This window comes from Massilia sp. 05N420 (assembly GCF_056397205.1).
Window position 1 is genome coordinate 16,482 of record NZ_JBFTMX010000055.1, and the last position, 13,146, is coordinate 29,627.

A 13,146-nucleotide genomic window follows, 5' to 3' on the forward strand; every position below is an offset into this window, starting at 1 on the left:
ACCGCGATTCACTCCGGACGGCGTACGACGTCGAGGTAGACGCCGGGATCCGCCGAGAGTCCGCGCTTGACGTCCTGCGACAACTCGTCGATCAGCACTTCCTGCGCGCCTGCCTCGAGCGCCTCGTAGGCGCGGGCGACCACGTCCGCCGGCGCCAGTTTCGGCAGATCGATCCCGCGTGTCAGGTCGGTGTCGACGAAGCCGACGTGCAGGCCCAGCACCTGGGTCCCCTGCTCCTTCAGCGCGATCCGCAAGCCGTTGTTCACGCTCCAGGCGGCCGACTTGGTGGCGGCGTAGGCGGCCAGGCCCGGCGTGCTGATCCAGCTCGCCACCGACAGCACGTTCAGGAAGGCGCCGCCATGGTGCTTCGCCAGCACGGGCGCAAAGGCCTGGCTGACGCGCAGCATGCCGTAGACGTTGGTCTCCATCATGCGCTGCAGGGCCGCGACGCTGTCGTCGTCGAGCAGGCTGCCGGGGCTGGCGATGCCGGCATTGTTGACGACCAGCGTGACGTCGCCGCAGGCCGCGGCCGCTTCCTTCACCTGGGCCGGATCGTTGACGTCCAGCCGCACCGGCACCACGCCCGGCAGGCGTACCGCGCCGGGATCGCGCGCGGCCGCGTAGACCTTGCGCGCGCCCAGGGCGAGGGCCTGGCGGGCGAACTCCTCGCCCAGACCGCGGTTGGCACCGGTGACGAAGACGATGGCGTTATCGAGTTTCATGGCATTCCTTTATATGACAGCCGTCATATTCAAGTTTGAAAAAAAGCCGCACCCATCGGCACGGCATCCTCCACCTCAGACGATCGAGTCCTGGCGGACGTACTGCAACAGCACTGTCTCGCGGCAGGCCTGCAGGACCTCGTTTCCTCCACCATCCGGCCCCAGCACCCGCGCCAGCTGGAGTGCGCCGACCAGGGTCGCGGCAAGCGCCCAGGCACTGCCGGGTGGCGCATCGCCTGGCAGCGTGTCGGCCACCAGGGCGGCCAGGCCCCGGACCCGGCTTTGTGCGACCCCACGCAGTGCTTCCTGGGCGCGCTGCATGTCCGAGCCCACGGCCGCGACCGGGCAGCCGAGTTCCAGCGCCTCCATGTGCGCGCCGGACAGGTATTCGTTCACCAGGGCCGAGAGCGGACTTTCGCCGGCGTCCGTGCGAGTGCGCATGCGTTCACGGACCCGGGCGTTGCTCTGCCTGCCTGCGTGCTCCAGCGCTTCGGCCAGCAGCGCATCGCGCGATGCGAAATGGGCATAAAAGCCGCCGTGGGTCAGGCCAGCCTCCTTCATCACCTCCGCGACACCGACCCCGGCGACCCCGGCGCGGCGTACGGCGCGCGCAGCGGCGTCGAGGATGCGCTCGTGCGACTGCTGATGGCGGGAGGATCGGGTGCTGGACATGGCGGCGACTCCAATATGATGCATATCATATTAGGTCGCGGGAGGCGCCTGGTCAAGGAAGAAGTAAAAATACCGCGGACGGCGCCGCGGTATGCTTGACGGCCGTTCAGGTAGCCGCTTCAGCGGTCGGGATCGTTGCCGGTCGTCCCGGGGGCCGAGGTGCCGCCCGAGCCGCCCAGCCTGCCCTCGTCCGGGGTACCGGCTGCCGAGTCGCCGCCTCCGGGCCGGCCGGGCTTGTCGGCCTGCGCATGCCCTGCCGGGAAGACGTTCGCTTCCGGCGAGCTGTGCAGGAAACCGCTTTGCTGGCTGCCATCGGCGCCGCCCTGCGCGTTGCGCCCGCCGCCCTGGTCGGGCACGTCCTGTTTGCCTTGCCGGGCCGTGTCTTTGTTGTTCGCCATCATGTCCTCCTGGTGCGATTACCGATGGAACTATCCTAGCGCCCCCGGGCGCCGGGCGAATAGGATGACTTCCCGGACCATTGTAGGACGATCACCAGCACGCATCCCAGGCCGAGCAGGGCAGCAGCCAGGCCGAAGCAGGACCGGAAACCGGCCACGACCGCCGCCTGCCCGCCGTCCGCCGCCGTGTTCATGAAGACGGCGCTCATGCCGGCGGCGCCGCCGATCAGGCCGAGATTGCGCGACAGGTTCAGCAGTCCCGACACCAGTCCGCGCTGCTCCTCCCCCGCAGCCGACATCACCGCCGTATTGTTCGCGGCCTGGAACAGCGCGTAGCCGGCGGTGAGCACGGCAATCGACGCCACATAGGCGGCCGGGGTCGACGGCGGCAGGAGCCACAACAGGCAGGCGCCGGTGAGCATCCCGGTCAGGCCGGCCAGTGCGCTCCAGCGTGCACCCAGCCGGTCCACGGCACGCCCGGCCGGCAGGCCCGCAAGCGCCGCGGCGACCGGCCCGGCCGCCATCACGAGACCCATCCGCCCGGCTTCGAGACCCAGGACGCCAGTCAGATAGAAGGGACCCACTACCAGCGTTGCCATCACGACCGCCGTCGCCAGCATGCTCGTGAGGACGCCGGCGGCAAGCACGGGGTCGCGGAACAGGGCCGGTTCCACCAGGGGCGCGGCGCTATGCCGCTCGGCGTGGACGAACAGGATCGCAGCGCCGGCGGCAAGCGCCACAAGCGGGCCGCGCGGCGCGGCAGCGACCGTCGTTGCCAGGGCAAAGGCGGTCAGTGTGAGCGCGAGCAGCAGCGTGCCCACATGATCGAAGCGCGGCCTTGCGCGCGGGGAGAGATCGGCGGGCAGGAAGCGCGCCGCGCAGGCGAACGCCGCCAGGCCGCAAGCACCCTGCAGCAGGAACACGGCCGGCCAGCCAAAGCCGGCGACCAGCACGCCGCCGAGCGAAGGCCCGAGGGCGGTGCCGGCCGCCGATACCGTGCCCAGCATCCCCATCGCGCGCCCGGTCTCCGCCGCGGGCAGCGTATCCTTGACCGCCGCCATGGTCAGCGCCATCATCGCCGCCGCGCCGGCGCCCTGCAGCAGGCGCGCAGCGACCAGCAGCGCCAGCGACGGCGCCGCGGCGCATAGCCCGGCCCCAAGGCTGAACATGGCGATGCCCGCCAAGAGCAGCCGTTTTCTTCCGACCAGGTCGCCGAGCCGGCCGGCCACCACCACCAGCCCCGATACACCGAGCAGATAGGCCAGCACGACCCATTGCACGGCGGGCAGCGGCGCCTGGAAAGCCCGTGCCAGCGCTGGGAGGGCCACGTTGGCGATGCTGGTCCCGAGCGAGGACAGCAGCGCGCTCAGCGAGAGGCTGGCGAGGATGGCGGAATGCGTTTTCATGTCCATGGCTCCCTTCAAGGTCGATACCGGGAGCCTAGTCGCAGCGCACGCATGGCGGAAGACGCAGCATTTGCACTCGATCAGTGCATGGAACGCCATATCCCGAGCCAGCGTGCTATCTTGGCGCGATGTCGACGCCCGATCTGAATCTCCTCGTCACCCTCGACGTCCTGCTCGCCGAGGGCAATGTCGCGCGCGCCGCCCGCCGGCTGGGCCTGAGCGCGTCCGCCATGAGCCGCGCGCTGGCACGCCTGCGCGCGACCACAGGCGATCCGCTGCTGGTACGTGCGGGACGCGGCCTGGTGCCGACGCCGCGGGCGCTCGAGCTGCGCAACCGTATCGGTCCGCTGGTCGAAGAAGCAAAGGCGGTGCTACGTCCCGCCGTGCCGCTCGACCTGGGGCGGCTGGAGCGCAGCTTCGTCCTGCGCACCAGCGACGGCTTCGTCGAGAACTTCGGGCCGCTGCTCGTCGCGCGCGCCGCCGCCGAGGCGCCGGGGGTGCGCCTGCGCTTCGTGCAGAAGACGGACAAGGACAGCGCCCCGCTGCGCGACGGCAGCGTCGACCTGGACACCGGCGTGGTGGGCGGTGCCGCCAGCCCCGAACTGCGCAGCCGCATCCTGTTCGAGGACCGCTTCGTCGGCGTGGTACGTGAGGATCATCCGCTGGCCGGCACGGCGATCACGCCGGCGGCCTATGCGGCGGCCAGGCATGTGCTGGTGAGCAGGCGCGGACGCGAACGGAGCAGCGTCGACGATGCCCTCGATGCACTCGGCCTGCAGCGCCGCATCGCCGCCTCGGTCGGCGGCTTCGCGGCCGCGCTCGCGCTCGCGCGCGGATCGGACCTGGTGGCCACCGTCCCCGAGCGTCATACCAGTCGGCTGCGCGAAGGCATGGCCAGCTTCGCGCTTCCTTTCGTCGTGCCCGGAATATCGGTCTCGATGCTGTGGCATCCACGCATGGACGCCGACCAGGCCCACCGCTGGCTGCGTGGCTTGCTGCTCGAGACCAGTGCCCCGGCAGCTAGCGCTTCAGCTGCGACTGCAGCATCTGGGTGAGCTGGGGCGTCGCCGCATAGGCGTCCGCCGGCGGCTTGCCGTGGACGATGGCATCCATGCGTTCAGCCACCGCGCCCAGCGCCTGCGGATGCGAATAGATGTAAAACCGCCCTTCGCGGATCGCGTCGAAGGTGGTGGCCGCGACGTCGGCGGCCGTCACCTTGCCGGCCTCCACCGCCTTGTTGATCAGGGCCAGGGCCGCCTGCTGGCTGGCCGTCGGCGCGGCATCATTCTGCAGCCCGTGCGGACGGTGGGCTTCCGAATGTCCGATCCCGGTCGGCACGAAGTATGGGCACAGGACCGAGGCCTGGACCGGGGCATCGACCAGGCGCAGGTCGTGGTACAAGGTTTCGCTCAGCGACACCACGGCGTGCTTGGAGACGTTGTAGACGCCCATCGCCGGCGGATTCAGCAGCCCGGCCATCGAGGCCGTGTTGACGATGTGCCCTTCGTAAGCGGGATCGCGGCGGGCGCATTCCAGCATGATCGGCGTGAACACGCGCACGCCGTGGATCACGCCCCACAGGTTCACGCCCAGCACCCATTCCCAGTCGGCCTGGCTGTTTTCCCAGATGAGGCCGCCCGCGCCGACCCCGGCATTGTTGAACACCAGGTGCACGCCGTGGAAGCGGATCATCGCGGCATCCGCCAGCTCCTCGACATGCTCGCCCTTGCCGACGTCGACCACCATGGAGAGCAGCTCGGCGCCGCCGGCCTGCAACTCGTCGGTGGCACGCTCCAGCGCTTCCTTGTCGATGTCGGCCAGCACCAGTTTCATGCCCAGCCCCGCCGCCGTGTTGGCGAATTCACGGCCCAGGCCGCTACCCGCGCCGGTGATGACGGCTACCCGTCCTGCGAACTGCTTCATTGCTTTTCTCCCTGCGCCGCGCGGATCAGACCGCAGACACGCCGCCGTCGACGGCCAGCACCTGCCCCGTGATGTGCTTGCCCGCATCGGACGCGAACAGGACCACCGCGCCCTTCAGGTCTTCGTCGTCGCCGAGCCGGCCCAGCGGTGCCTGCTGCGCCAGCCTGTCGGCACCCACCGCCGCCAGTATGCCCCGGGTCATCTTCGAGGGGAAGAATCCCGGCGCGATCGCGTTCACCGTGATGCCGTAACGGCCCCATTCGCCGGCCAGGGTGCGGGTGAAGTTGATCACTGCCGCCTTCGAGCTGTTGTAGGCGATCGTCTGCATGGTGCCCGGCGGATTGCCGCCCAATCCGGCGATCGAGGCGATGTTGACGATGCGTCCCCGGCCGCGCGGAATCATCGACAGCCGCCCGAAGGCCTGGCACAGCAGGAAGACGCTGCGCACGTTCAGGTTCATGACCTTGTCCCAGGCCTCGACCGGAAACTCCTCGGCCGGGGCGCCCCAGGTTGCCCCGGCATTGTTGACCAGGATGTCGACCTGGCCCAGGCGCCGCAGCGCCCCCTCGGCAAGGCCGCCGATCGCCGCTTCGTCGGACAGGTCGGCGGCGATGCTGCACGCCTCGATGCCGCGCGCCGCCAGGTGGGCGCAGGCTTCGTCGAGCTCGGCCTGCTTGCGCGCCGCGAGCAGCACGCGCGCGCCCTGCTCGCCCAGCGCTTCGGCCATCTGCAGGCCGAGGCCGCGCGAGCCGCCAGTCACCACGGCGGTCTTGCCTTCCAGCGAAAACAGCTCCCTTACGGTGCGCATGGCGGCCTCCCGCTCAGACTTCGTAGTCCATGCACTGGCGCGCTTCGCGGATCGCGCCGATGAAGGGCACCAGGGCCTGGTGAGTCGGGTGCTTGGCATAGGCTTCGAGCGCGCCCTTGTCCGCGAACTCCGAGTACAGCACCACGTCATAGGTCGCTTCCAGGCCCGGCTGGGCCAGGGTCACTTCGAACTTGTGGATGCCGGGGACGATATCGGCGCACTCGTCCAGGCGGCGCTTCATTTCGCGGGCATTGGCCGCGCGGTCGGCGCCTTCGGCGTGTTCCTTCAGTTTCCACATGACGATGTGCTTCAGCATGAGTTTTCTTCCTTGTTTCAAATGTGATTGAGCGAATAGCGAGAAGCATAACGCTTGGGCGCCTGGATGGCGAGCGCAGTGGATTTGCCTGCCCTGTCGTGCTGGTGGCTGGGTTTTGGCTTGTTGTGATCCAACTGTCGGTTAGTTGCAAATAGACTTGACCGGCCGCTCCCGCTGCCACCGCCGCATGCGCACGCCTTCCATTTGCATACGCTCTCGGTTAGTTGCAGAATACGGCATGGACCACCTCGCCGCCTGGGATGCCGATCCCGTCAAACGCTTCGCCGCCTTCGTCGCTTCGCCCGACTTCGTGCTGACCTCGAGCCGCCAGCGCGAGGACAATCCGAAGCCGGTGTCGCCGGAGTCCGCCGCCATCTATAAATTCATGTTCGGGAAGTTCGCCGCCTGGATGCTGGAGGAGCGCCTGAAGATCTCGACCGTGACGGCGCGCGACCTCCACCGCTTCGTGCAACTGGCCCACGACGGCCACCGCGACCTGAACAGCAAGATCGCCTACCGCTACCTGCGCCTGCTGGAGCGCTGCTACGAATACCTGCAGAGTGCGCCGAACCCGGCGCGCGAAGCCATCGTCAGCATCGACCGCGCCCAGATCAGCCGCGACGCCCCGATGAGCGCCCTCAACGCGGACGAGCTGGAGCGCTTCCTGGCTGCCCTGCCCGGCCACCGTGCCGGCGACGAGGGCAAGGCCTCGGGCTGGAAGCGGCGCCGCGACCGCGCGATGCAGGTGACGATGGCGCTGGCCGGCCTGCGGGTCGCCGAGGCGATCGGTTTGCTGGTGGACGAGATCGGCCGCCAGCCCGACGTCGAAGGCGGCCTGCGGCTCGACATCACGCCCGCGCACAAGCACCGCACCAGCTATGAGCACGCCACCACCTTGCCGAAGGAAGGCGTCGCCGAACTGCTGGCCTGGCTGGACGAGCGGCAGGCGCTCGAGATTCCGGGCGAACTGGTGTTTCCCGCCAACCTGGAGGGCGAAGCGCTGCACAAGGCCACCGTCTACCGCCAGGTCAAGGCGAGCTTCGAACGCGCCGGATTGGCCGTCCCGCGCGCCGGCGGCCGCACCCTGCGCAATACCTTCGCCTCGCAGCAATTGCGCCAGGGCACGCCGCAAAGCGAGCTGACCACCGCGCTGGGCCTCGCGCTCGAACGATCCGCGGAGGCTTACAAGTACGCCAAAGTTAATCCGGAAACCCAGGCGCCGGAAGCCGGTCCAAAGGACAAGGACGCCTGATTCCATCCAGTGCGCATGAGGAGGCAGCCGAACGGCTCATCTGTAAGTTTCGTGTAAGTTTGGAGCAAGCATCGCGTAAGTTTCGCGGCGCAGAGTCGCTGCCGTAGCTGGCGTAAATATCGGCTACCCATTGACAATACAACTCATTACGGAGACTACAATGGCTATCACCCCCGGCATGACAGCCGGCGGAAAGGCAGCGCCTTCCGCCGGCGGACTCACCCGGGAAGAACGCAAGGTCATCTTTGCGTCTTCCCTCGGCACGGTTTTCGAATGGTATGACTTCTACCTCTACGGCTCTCTCGCCGCAGTGATCGCCAAGCAGTTCTTCGTCGGCGACCCCACCACCACCTTCATCTTCGCCCTGCTGGCCTTCGCCGCGGGCTTCATCGTGCGCCCCTTCGGCGCACTGGTGTTCGGACGCCTCGGCGACATGATCGGCCGTAAGTACACCTTCCTGGTCACCATCCTCATCATGGGCGGCTCGACCTTCATCGTCGGCCTGCTGCCCGGCTACGCCTCGATCGGCATCGCCGCGCCCATCATCCTGGTCTCGCTGCGCATCCTGCAGGGCCTGGCCCTGGGCGGAGAGTATGGCGGCGCCGCCACCTATGTGGCCGAGCATGCGCCGGAAGGCCGTCGCGGCTACTTCACCTCCTGGATCCAGACCACCGCCACGCTCGGCCTCTTCCTGTCGCTGCTGGTGATCCTGGGCGTGCGCACCTCGATGGACACCAAGGCCTTCGACGCCTGGGGCTGGCGCATTCCCTTCCTGGTGTCGGTGCTGCTGCTGGGCATTTCGGTATGGATCCGGATGTCGATGAGCGAGTCGCCTGCCTTCGCCAAGATGAAAGCCGAGGGCAAGACGTCGAAGGCGCCGCTGTCCGAAGCCTTCCTCACCTGGGGTAACGCCAAGATCGCCCTGCTAGCCCTGGTGGGCGTGGTGATGGGCCAGGCCGTGGTCTGGTACACCGGCCAGTTCTATGCGCTGTTCTTCCTGACCCAGACCCTGAAGATCGAACCCGCCGCCGCCAACATCATGATCGCGGTCGCACTGGCGCTGGCCACGCCTTTCTTCGTGATCTTCGGCTCGCTGTCCGACCGCATCGGCCGCAAGCCCATCATCATGGCCGGCTGCCTGATCGCGGCCCTGACCTACTTCCCGATCTTCAAGGGCCTGACCAGCTACGGCAACCCGGCCCTGGCCACCGCCCTGCAGAACTCGCCGGTGGTGGTGGTGGCCGACCCGGCCGACTGCCACTTCCAGTTCAAGGCGACCGGCAAGGAAATCTACTCCTCGTCCTGCGACATCGCGACCGCCCAGCTGACCGCCGCCTCGGTCAGCTACACCCGCCAGGATGCGCCCGCCGGCACCGTCGCCAGCGTCCACATCGGCGACAAGGTCTACCCGTCCTTCGCCGCCGCCAAGACGCCGGACGGCCTCGACCTCGACAAGGCCAGCAAGGCCCGCGAAGCCGCACTGAAATCCGACCTGGGCGCCTCCCTGAAGGCCGCCGGTTACCCGTCCAAGGCCGATCCGGCCACGATCAACAAGCCGATGGTAGTGGGGCTGCTGTTCGTGCTGGTGCTGTACGTGACCATGGTCTACGGCCCGGTGGCGGCGATGCTGGTCGAGATGTTCCCGACCCGGATCCGCTACACCTCGATGTCCCTGCCCTACCACATCGGTAACGGGTGGTTCGGCGGCCTGCTGCCGACCTTCGCCTTCGCGATGGTGGCGGCGAAAGGCGACATCTACTATGGCCTGTGGTATCCGATCGTCATCGCGGCGATCACCTTCGTGATCGGCATGCTGTTCGTGCGCGAGACGAAGAACAACAATATCTACGCGGCCGATTAACACCGCGTTGTGGTGGGCACCCTCGTGCCCACCTTTCTTGTGCGCGCCAACGAGGGCGCGTGACGATGTCTACTAGCGGCATCTCCACCATTCTTCCACTGGAACCCGAGCACGTATCCCAATCTCGGCCGTCCCACACCTTTGATTCACATCAAACTTCACAAGCCCCGCATACCTACGCTTGCACAGGCGGGTACCTTGCCTCGCCACTGGCGTTTCTCTCGCCTGACTTCCTATTCCAACTAGTTGCGTACCCGTTGTCCTGACTCACTCGATCATCGATCTATCCTGTTCTGAAGGGGGAAATGGAAATGCCGCAACAACTCCATCCAAGGATTTCAAAAAGAACTCCATTGCCTAGGCGAATTCCCGACACTCTCAACCAAGTGGTCATGCACGATGGGGGAGTCAATGCGTGGATGGATGACCCTGAAAATGGAACCCCGATCCAGCGTCCGGCACCGTCGCTGGACAATGGCAAACTGTCTTACCAGATCCAGGACGACGCGGTTCCTCTCGGGTTCTACTCCGTAGGTACCCCCAGTTTCCGCTATTGGAACGCCGCGGAATCCTTGCGGCGTGGAGCCGATTTCTGGCAGGCGCGGATCCCTGAGCTGACGTGGTTTGAAGACATCGGTCCAGAGATGCAAATCTTCCTTGACGAAGGGGAAGACTTCAATGCGTTCTACGATCGGACCGGGCTGAAATTCTTCCACGGCAATATCCCCGGAGGAGGCACGGTGTTTTCTGGCGAAAGCCCCGACATCCTCTGTCACGAAATGGGCCACGCCATCCTGGATGCGATCAGGCCGGATTTGTGGAATATCGCCGCCCTGGAGGTGGGCGCCTTCCATGAATCGTTCGGGGACATGAGCTCGATCCTGTCGGCATTGCAGTTGCCCCTCATGCGTACTGCCGTCATGTCGGAAACCGGCGGCTACCTCAACCGGAGTTCGCGGCTGTCACGGCTGGCGGAACAACTCGGCCACGCCATACGCGAAATCTCCCCTAACGCTGTAGACCCGGACTGCCTGCGCAATGCGTCGAACCGCTTCATGTACGTGCCTCCGCTATCCCTCCCGTCGTCCGGCCCGGCATCGGCCCTTTCGGCGGAGCCGCACTCCTTCTCGCGCGTCTTCACGGGCGCCTTCCTGGATGCCTTGGCCGGCATGCTGCTGGCGGCTGCCCGTGATCCGGCGGCTCCGACGGAAGACGAGCTACTGAAAGTCAGTGAGCAGATGGGCGACATCCTGGTCGCCGGTGTGCGCAGCGCCGCTGCCGCTTCCGATTTCTACAGCCAAGTGGCCGGCGGCATGGTGCAGGCAGGGGGCCAGATCGATCCCGCATTCTCACGTCCGCTGAAGGCGGCGTTCGTCAAGCGCGGCATCCTGTCCGTCACCTCGGCGGCTTCTGTCCGGACTCTGGTCGAGGCGGCAAAGACCCTGTCGCGCCGGGCGGCGGGAGCCGCGGCGCCGGTTTCCCATGCCCCTACGCATCTCGCCCTCGACGGTAAGCAATACGGACTCGGCGACCAGGCGCTGCTCGTGGAAGCGCCTTCGCAACCGCGCCAATTCGCAGCCCACGCATCCCTCACCGACGTCGCCCCGGTCCAGGTGCCTAGTTCCGAAGTTGCGGCGCGCGGCTTCGTGGAGCAACTATTCAAGCAAGGGCGAGTCGATCTCAGCGGGGCGGTCGGCGACGCCGACCGTATCGATCCCTTGTCGGGATTGAAGACCCACAGGCTGGTGAAAGCCAACGGCGCCTTGCAGCTCAAGCGCGTGTTGTGCGATTGCGGCCTGAAACACGACTGACGGAGGCGCTGACGGAAATGAACGAGCGAGAGCGAAACCCGGGCAACAGCATCGTCCCCGACACCCTGGAGTCGCAGGCCTATGTCCGCGGCATCGTGGAGCGTGGCGAGGCTGCGCTGCCGGACAAGGATGGCAAGCTGCCGCGTGGCGTGACGCACGAGATTATCGGGCGCCACGAGGCCAGCGGCTTGCCGATTCTGGTGCGCAGAAAGATGTACTAGCAAGTAGCCCGCGCCGGTGCATGGCCGGCTGGTGCGGGGTGCGGGGTGCGGGGCGCGGGGCGCGGCGACGCGGCTATTGGAGCGCCGGCGCCCTGCTCCACGCCCTCATCCGCATTGCGGCCCAGGCCGTCAGCGTCGCCCCCGCCACCAGCACCAGCCGCGTATCGAACAGCGTCAGCACCGCGCCGGCCGCCGCCATCAGGATGTTCGCCAGGCAGAAGGTCGTCGACAGCAGGCCCATCACGGCGCCCTGGCCGTGGCCGCCGAAACGGTCCGCCGCCCACACCTGGATCACCGCGTTGTAGCAGGCATGCGGCAGGCCGAACAGCATGATGCCGGCCAGGCCGATCCACAGCTGGCCGGTGCCCAGCGAGGCGATCGCCAGTGCCACCGCCACCGCCAGGAAGGCGGCGCGGCGCAGCGGATCGTCACGATTTTGCCGTCCGGCAAAAACAGCCGTGAAACTCATCAGCGCGCACATGCCGACGTTCACCAGCGAGATTGCACGGGTATCGTAGCGGCCGACCTCGACCAGCCACAGCGGATAGAACTCGTAGAAGGCGGTCACGCCGCAGGTGTAGGCCAGCTGGACCACGAACAGCATGCGCAGGCCGTCGTGGCGCAGCAGGTTGAAGGCATGCTTTTCGCGCGCCACCGCCCACCAGCCGGGACCGTGGGCGCTCGGTTCGCGCTTGAGGCTGATCGCCACCAGCGCCGTCCCCAGCAGCAGCGCGCCGGCGGCGATATAGAAAGGCACGGTGATGCCGAAGGCTATCGTCAGCCCGGCCAGCAAGGGACCGAACAGCCATCCCAGGGTGAACGAGCCGTTCAGCCAGGACAGCGCATGGTTGCGCACCGGGCCCTCCAGCCGGTCGGCCAGCATGGCGCGGACGATGGCGCCTTGCCCTTCCAGCAGGCCGGTGCCGAAGCGCGCCAGCAGGAACAGCGGATAGGAACCCATCGCCAGCGCCCAGGCGGTCAGCACATGGCCGACGGCCGCGCCGGCCGCGGTCCACAGCAGCAGCGGACGGCGGCCGAAACGGTCGGACAGCGAGCCCAGCACGGCGGTGCCGATCAGCAGCCCGATCGGATTGACCATCAGGGCGATGGCGAACAGCAGCTTGGGCGGCAGGTTGAGGAAGCTGGTCAGACCGTTGGCGGCGCCCGCAGTTTCCACACCCGCGAAGAGCGGCGGCAGGATCGGGTAAGGCAGCGAAGCGCCGGTCGTCGACAGCAGGCCGAGCAGGCATGCGGTCGCGATCAGGAGGGCATTTTTCACATCGGGCTCGAGTACGGTAAGGATATCGAGCCTAACATGAGCGAGGCCATGCGCGCATCAGGGGCATCTTTGTTACCGTCGTACCGCGCGCATGCGGGGCCACGAATCAGCTATTGAATCCCCGCCCCTCGGCCGCCAGCCGCTGCAGCAAGGAAGCCGGCTTCCAGGCCTCCCCATGATAAGCCCGCCCATATTTCTCGATCGCCGCCAGCACATTGGCCAGGCCCACGGTATCGGCATGGAACATCGGGCCGCCACGGTAGAGCGGGAAGCCGTAGCCGGTCAGGTAGACCATGTCGATGTCGGAGGCGCGCAGGGCAATACCCTCTTCCAGGATCTTCGCGCCCTCGTTGACCAGGGCGTAGACCAGGCGCTCGACGATTTCCTGGTCGGCGATCTCGCGGCGCTGGATGCCCAGGTCCTTCGAGTGCTGGACGATCATTTCGTCGACCCATTGCGAAGGATGCGGCGTGGGGG

The 13,146-nt window shown here is 67.1% G+C and carries 14 protein-coding genes; 5 read left to right on the forward strand and 9 right to left on the reverse strand.

From position 1 onward, the window contains the following. Nucleotides 1-8 precede the first annotated feature (8 nt). The 4 genes from AC1DIX_RS25025 to AC1DIX_RS25040 all read right to left on the reverse strand — a co-directional run bounded on the left by AC1DIX_RS25025 (nt 9) and on the right by AC1DIX_RS25040 (nt 3,204). Nucleotides 9-722, reverse strand: a complete 714-nt coding sequence (locus tag AC1DIX_RS25025) for an SDR family oxidoreductase (RefSeq protein WP_477328068.1) — start codon at nt 720-722, stop codon at nt 9-11. A 75-nt stretch (nt 723-797) separates the two neighbouring features. Next, nucleotides 798-1,418, reverse strand: coding sequence for a TetR/AcrR family transcriptional regulator (locus AC1DIX_RS25030; RefSeq protein WP_477328069.1), 621 nt, complete (start codon nt 1,416-1,418; stop codon nt 798-800). A 95-nt stretch (nt 1,419-1,513) separates the two neighbouring features. Further along, nucleotides 1,514-1,792 carry a hypothetical protein gene (locus tag AC1DIX_RS25035; RefSeq protein ID WP_477328070.1) on the reverse strand — a complete coding sequence of 93 codons (279 nt, stop codon included), beginning with the start codon at nt 1,790-1,792 and terminating at the stop codon, nt 1,514-1,516. Nucleotides 1,793-1,827: 35 nt separating this feature from the next. Beyond that, complete coding sequence (locus AC1DIX_RS25040) at nt 1,828-3,204, reverse strand: MFS transporter (protein ID WP_477328071.1); 1,377 nt, start codon at nt 3,202-3,204, stop codon at nt 1,828-1,830. A 122-nt stretch (nt 3,205-3,326) separates the two neighbouring features. Between AC1DIX_RS25040 and AC1DIX_RS25045 the strand changes: the two genes are divergently transcribed. Then, nucleotides 3,327-4,253, forward strand: coding sequence for a LysR family transcriptional regulator (locus tag AC1DIX_RS25045; RefSeq protein ID WP_477328072.1), 927 nt, complete (start codon nt 3,327-3,329; stop codon nt 4,251-4,253). On the opposite strand, the gene AC1DIX_RS25050 is transcribed toward AC1DIX_RS25045, so the two are convergent. Genes AC1DIX_RS25050 through AC1DIX_RS25060 form a run of 3 tightly spaced genes read right to left on the reverse strand, consistent with a single transcriptional unit; the run spans nt 4,219 to nt 6,245 of the window. After that, the gene (locus tag AC1DIX_RS25050; protein ID WP_477328073.1) at nt 4,219-5,121 is read right to left on the reverse strand and encodes an SDR family oxidoreductase; all 903 of its coding nucleotides are present in this window, start codon (nt 5,119-5,121) and stop codon (nt 4,219-4,221) included. The two genes, AC1DIX_RS25045 and AC1DIX_RS25050, sit on opposite strands and share 35 nt — an antisense overlap. Nucleotides 5,122-5,146: 25 nt before the next feature. Beyond that, entirely contained in the window at nt 5,147-5,929 is a 783-nt protein-coding gene (locus AC1DIX_RS25055; protein ID WP_477328074.1) for an SDR family oxidoreductase, read from the reverse strand. A gap of 13 nt (nt 5,930-5,942) precedes the next feature. Then, a complete protein-coding gene (locus AC1DIX_RS25060) occupies nt 5,943-6,245 on the reverse strand; it encodes a Dabb family protein (RefSeq protein ID WP_442121314.1) in 303 nt (100 codons plus the stop codon). Between the two features lie 238 nt (nt 6,246-6,483). Between AC1DIX_RS25060 and AC1DIX_RS25065 the strand changes: the two genes are divergently transcribed. The 4 genes from AC1DIX_RS25065 to AC1DIX_RS25080 all read left to right on the forward strand — a co-directional run bounded on the left by AC1DIX_RS25065 (nt 6,484) and on the right by AC1DIX_RS25080 (nt 11,390). Continuing rightward, the gene (locus AC1DIX_RS25065; protein WP_477328075.1) at nt 6,484-7,497 is read left to right on the forward strand and encodes a tyrosine-type recombinase/integrase; all 1,014 of its coding nucleotides are present in this window, start codon (nt 6,484-6,486) and stop codon (nt 7,495-7,497) included. Between the two features lie 160 nt (nt 7,498-7,657). Continuing rightward, the gene (locus AC1DIX_RS25070) at nt 7,658-9,358 is read left to right on the forward strand and encodes an MFS transporter (protein WP_442121312.1); all 1,701 of its coding nucleotides are present in this window, start codon (nt 7,658-7,660) and stop codon (nt 9,356-9,358) included. Nucleotides 9,359-9,777: 419 nt separating this feature from the next. Next, a complete protein-coding gene (locus tag AC1DIX_RS25075; protein WP_477328076.1) occupies nt 9,778-11,169 on the forward strand; it encodes a gluzincin family metallopeptidase in 1,392 nt (463 codons plus the stop codon). Between the two features lie 17 nt (nt 11,170-11,186). Continuing rightward, complete coding sequence (locus AC1DIX_RS25080; RefSeq protein WP_477328077.1) at nt 11,187-11,390, forward strand: hypothetical protein; 204 nt, start codon at nt 11,187-11,189, stop codon at nt 11,388-11,390. 73 nt (nt 11,391-11,463) lie between these two features. On the opposite strand, the gene AC1DIX_RS25085 is transcribed toward AC1DIX_RS25080, so the two are convergent. Continuing rightward, on the reverse strand, nt 11,464-12,669 hold the full coding sequence (locus tag AC1DIX_RS25085) for an MFS transporter (RefSeq protein ID WP_477328078.1): 1,206 nt from the start codon (nt 12,667-12,669) through the stop codon (nt 11,464-11,466). Nucleotides 12,670-12,775: 106 nt separating this feature from the next. Continuing rightward, a partial coding sequence (locus tag AC1DIX_RS25090; RefSeq protein ID WP_477328079.1) for a 3-hydroxyacyl-CoA dehydrogenase family protein occupies nt 12,776-13,146 on the reverse strand: 371 nt, incomplete at its 5' end.

Excerpts from the sequence above, each read along its gene's own strand:
- AC1DIX_RS25025 (WP_477328068.1), bottom strand. The coding sequence starts at position 722 with ATGAAACTCGATAACGCCATCGTCTTCGTCACCGGTGCCAACCGCGGT.
- AC1DIX_RS25030 (WP_477328069.1), bottom strand. The coding sequence starts at position 1,418 with ATGCATCATATTGGAGTCGCCGCCATGTCCAGCACCCGATCCTCCCGC.
- AC1DIX_RS25035 (WP_477328070.1), bottom strand. The coding sequence starts at position 1,792 with ATGGCGAACAACAAAGACACGGCCCGGCAAGGCAAACAGGACGTGCCC.
- AC1DIX_RS25040 (WP_477328071.1), bottom strand. The coding sequence starts at position 3,204 with ATGGACATGAAAACGCATTCCGCCATCCTCGCCAGCCTCTCGCTGAGC.
- AC1DIX_RS25045 (WP_477328072.1), top strand. The coding sequence starts at position 3,327 with ATGTCGACGCCCGATCTGAATCTCCTCGTCACCCTCGACGTCCTGCTC.
- AC1DIX_RS25050 (WP_477328073.1), bottom strand. The coding sequence starts at position 5,121 with ATGAAGCAGTTCGCAGGACGGGTAGCCGTCATCACCGGCGCGGGTAGC.
- AC1DIX_RS25055 (WP_477328074.1), bottom strand. The coding sequence starts at position 5,929 with ATGCGCACCGTAAGGGAGCTGTTTTCGCTGGAAGGCAAGACCGCCGTG.
- AC1DIX_RS25060 (WP_442121314.1), bottom strand. The coding sequence starts at position 6,245 with ATGCTGAAGCACATCGTCATGTGGAAACTGAAGGAACACGCCGAAGGC.
- AC1DIX_RS25065 (WP_477328075.1), top strand. The coding sequence starts at position 6,484 with ATGGACCACCTCGCCGCCTGGGATGCCGATCCCGTCAAACGCTTCGCC.
- AC1DIX_RS25070 (WP_442121312.1), top strand. The coding sequence starts at position 7,658 with ATGGCTATCACCCCCGGCATGACAGCCGGCGGAAAGGCAGCGCCTTCC.
- AC1DIX_RS25075 (WP_477328076.1), top strand. The coding sequence starts at position 9,778 with ATGGATGACCCTGAAAATGGAACCCCGATCCAGCGTCCGGCACCGTCG.
- AC1DIX_RS25080 (WP_477328077.1), top strand. The coding sequence starts at position 11,187 with ATGAACGAGCGAGAGCGAAACCCGGGCAACAGCATCGTCCCCGACACC.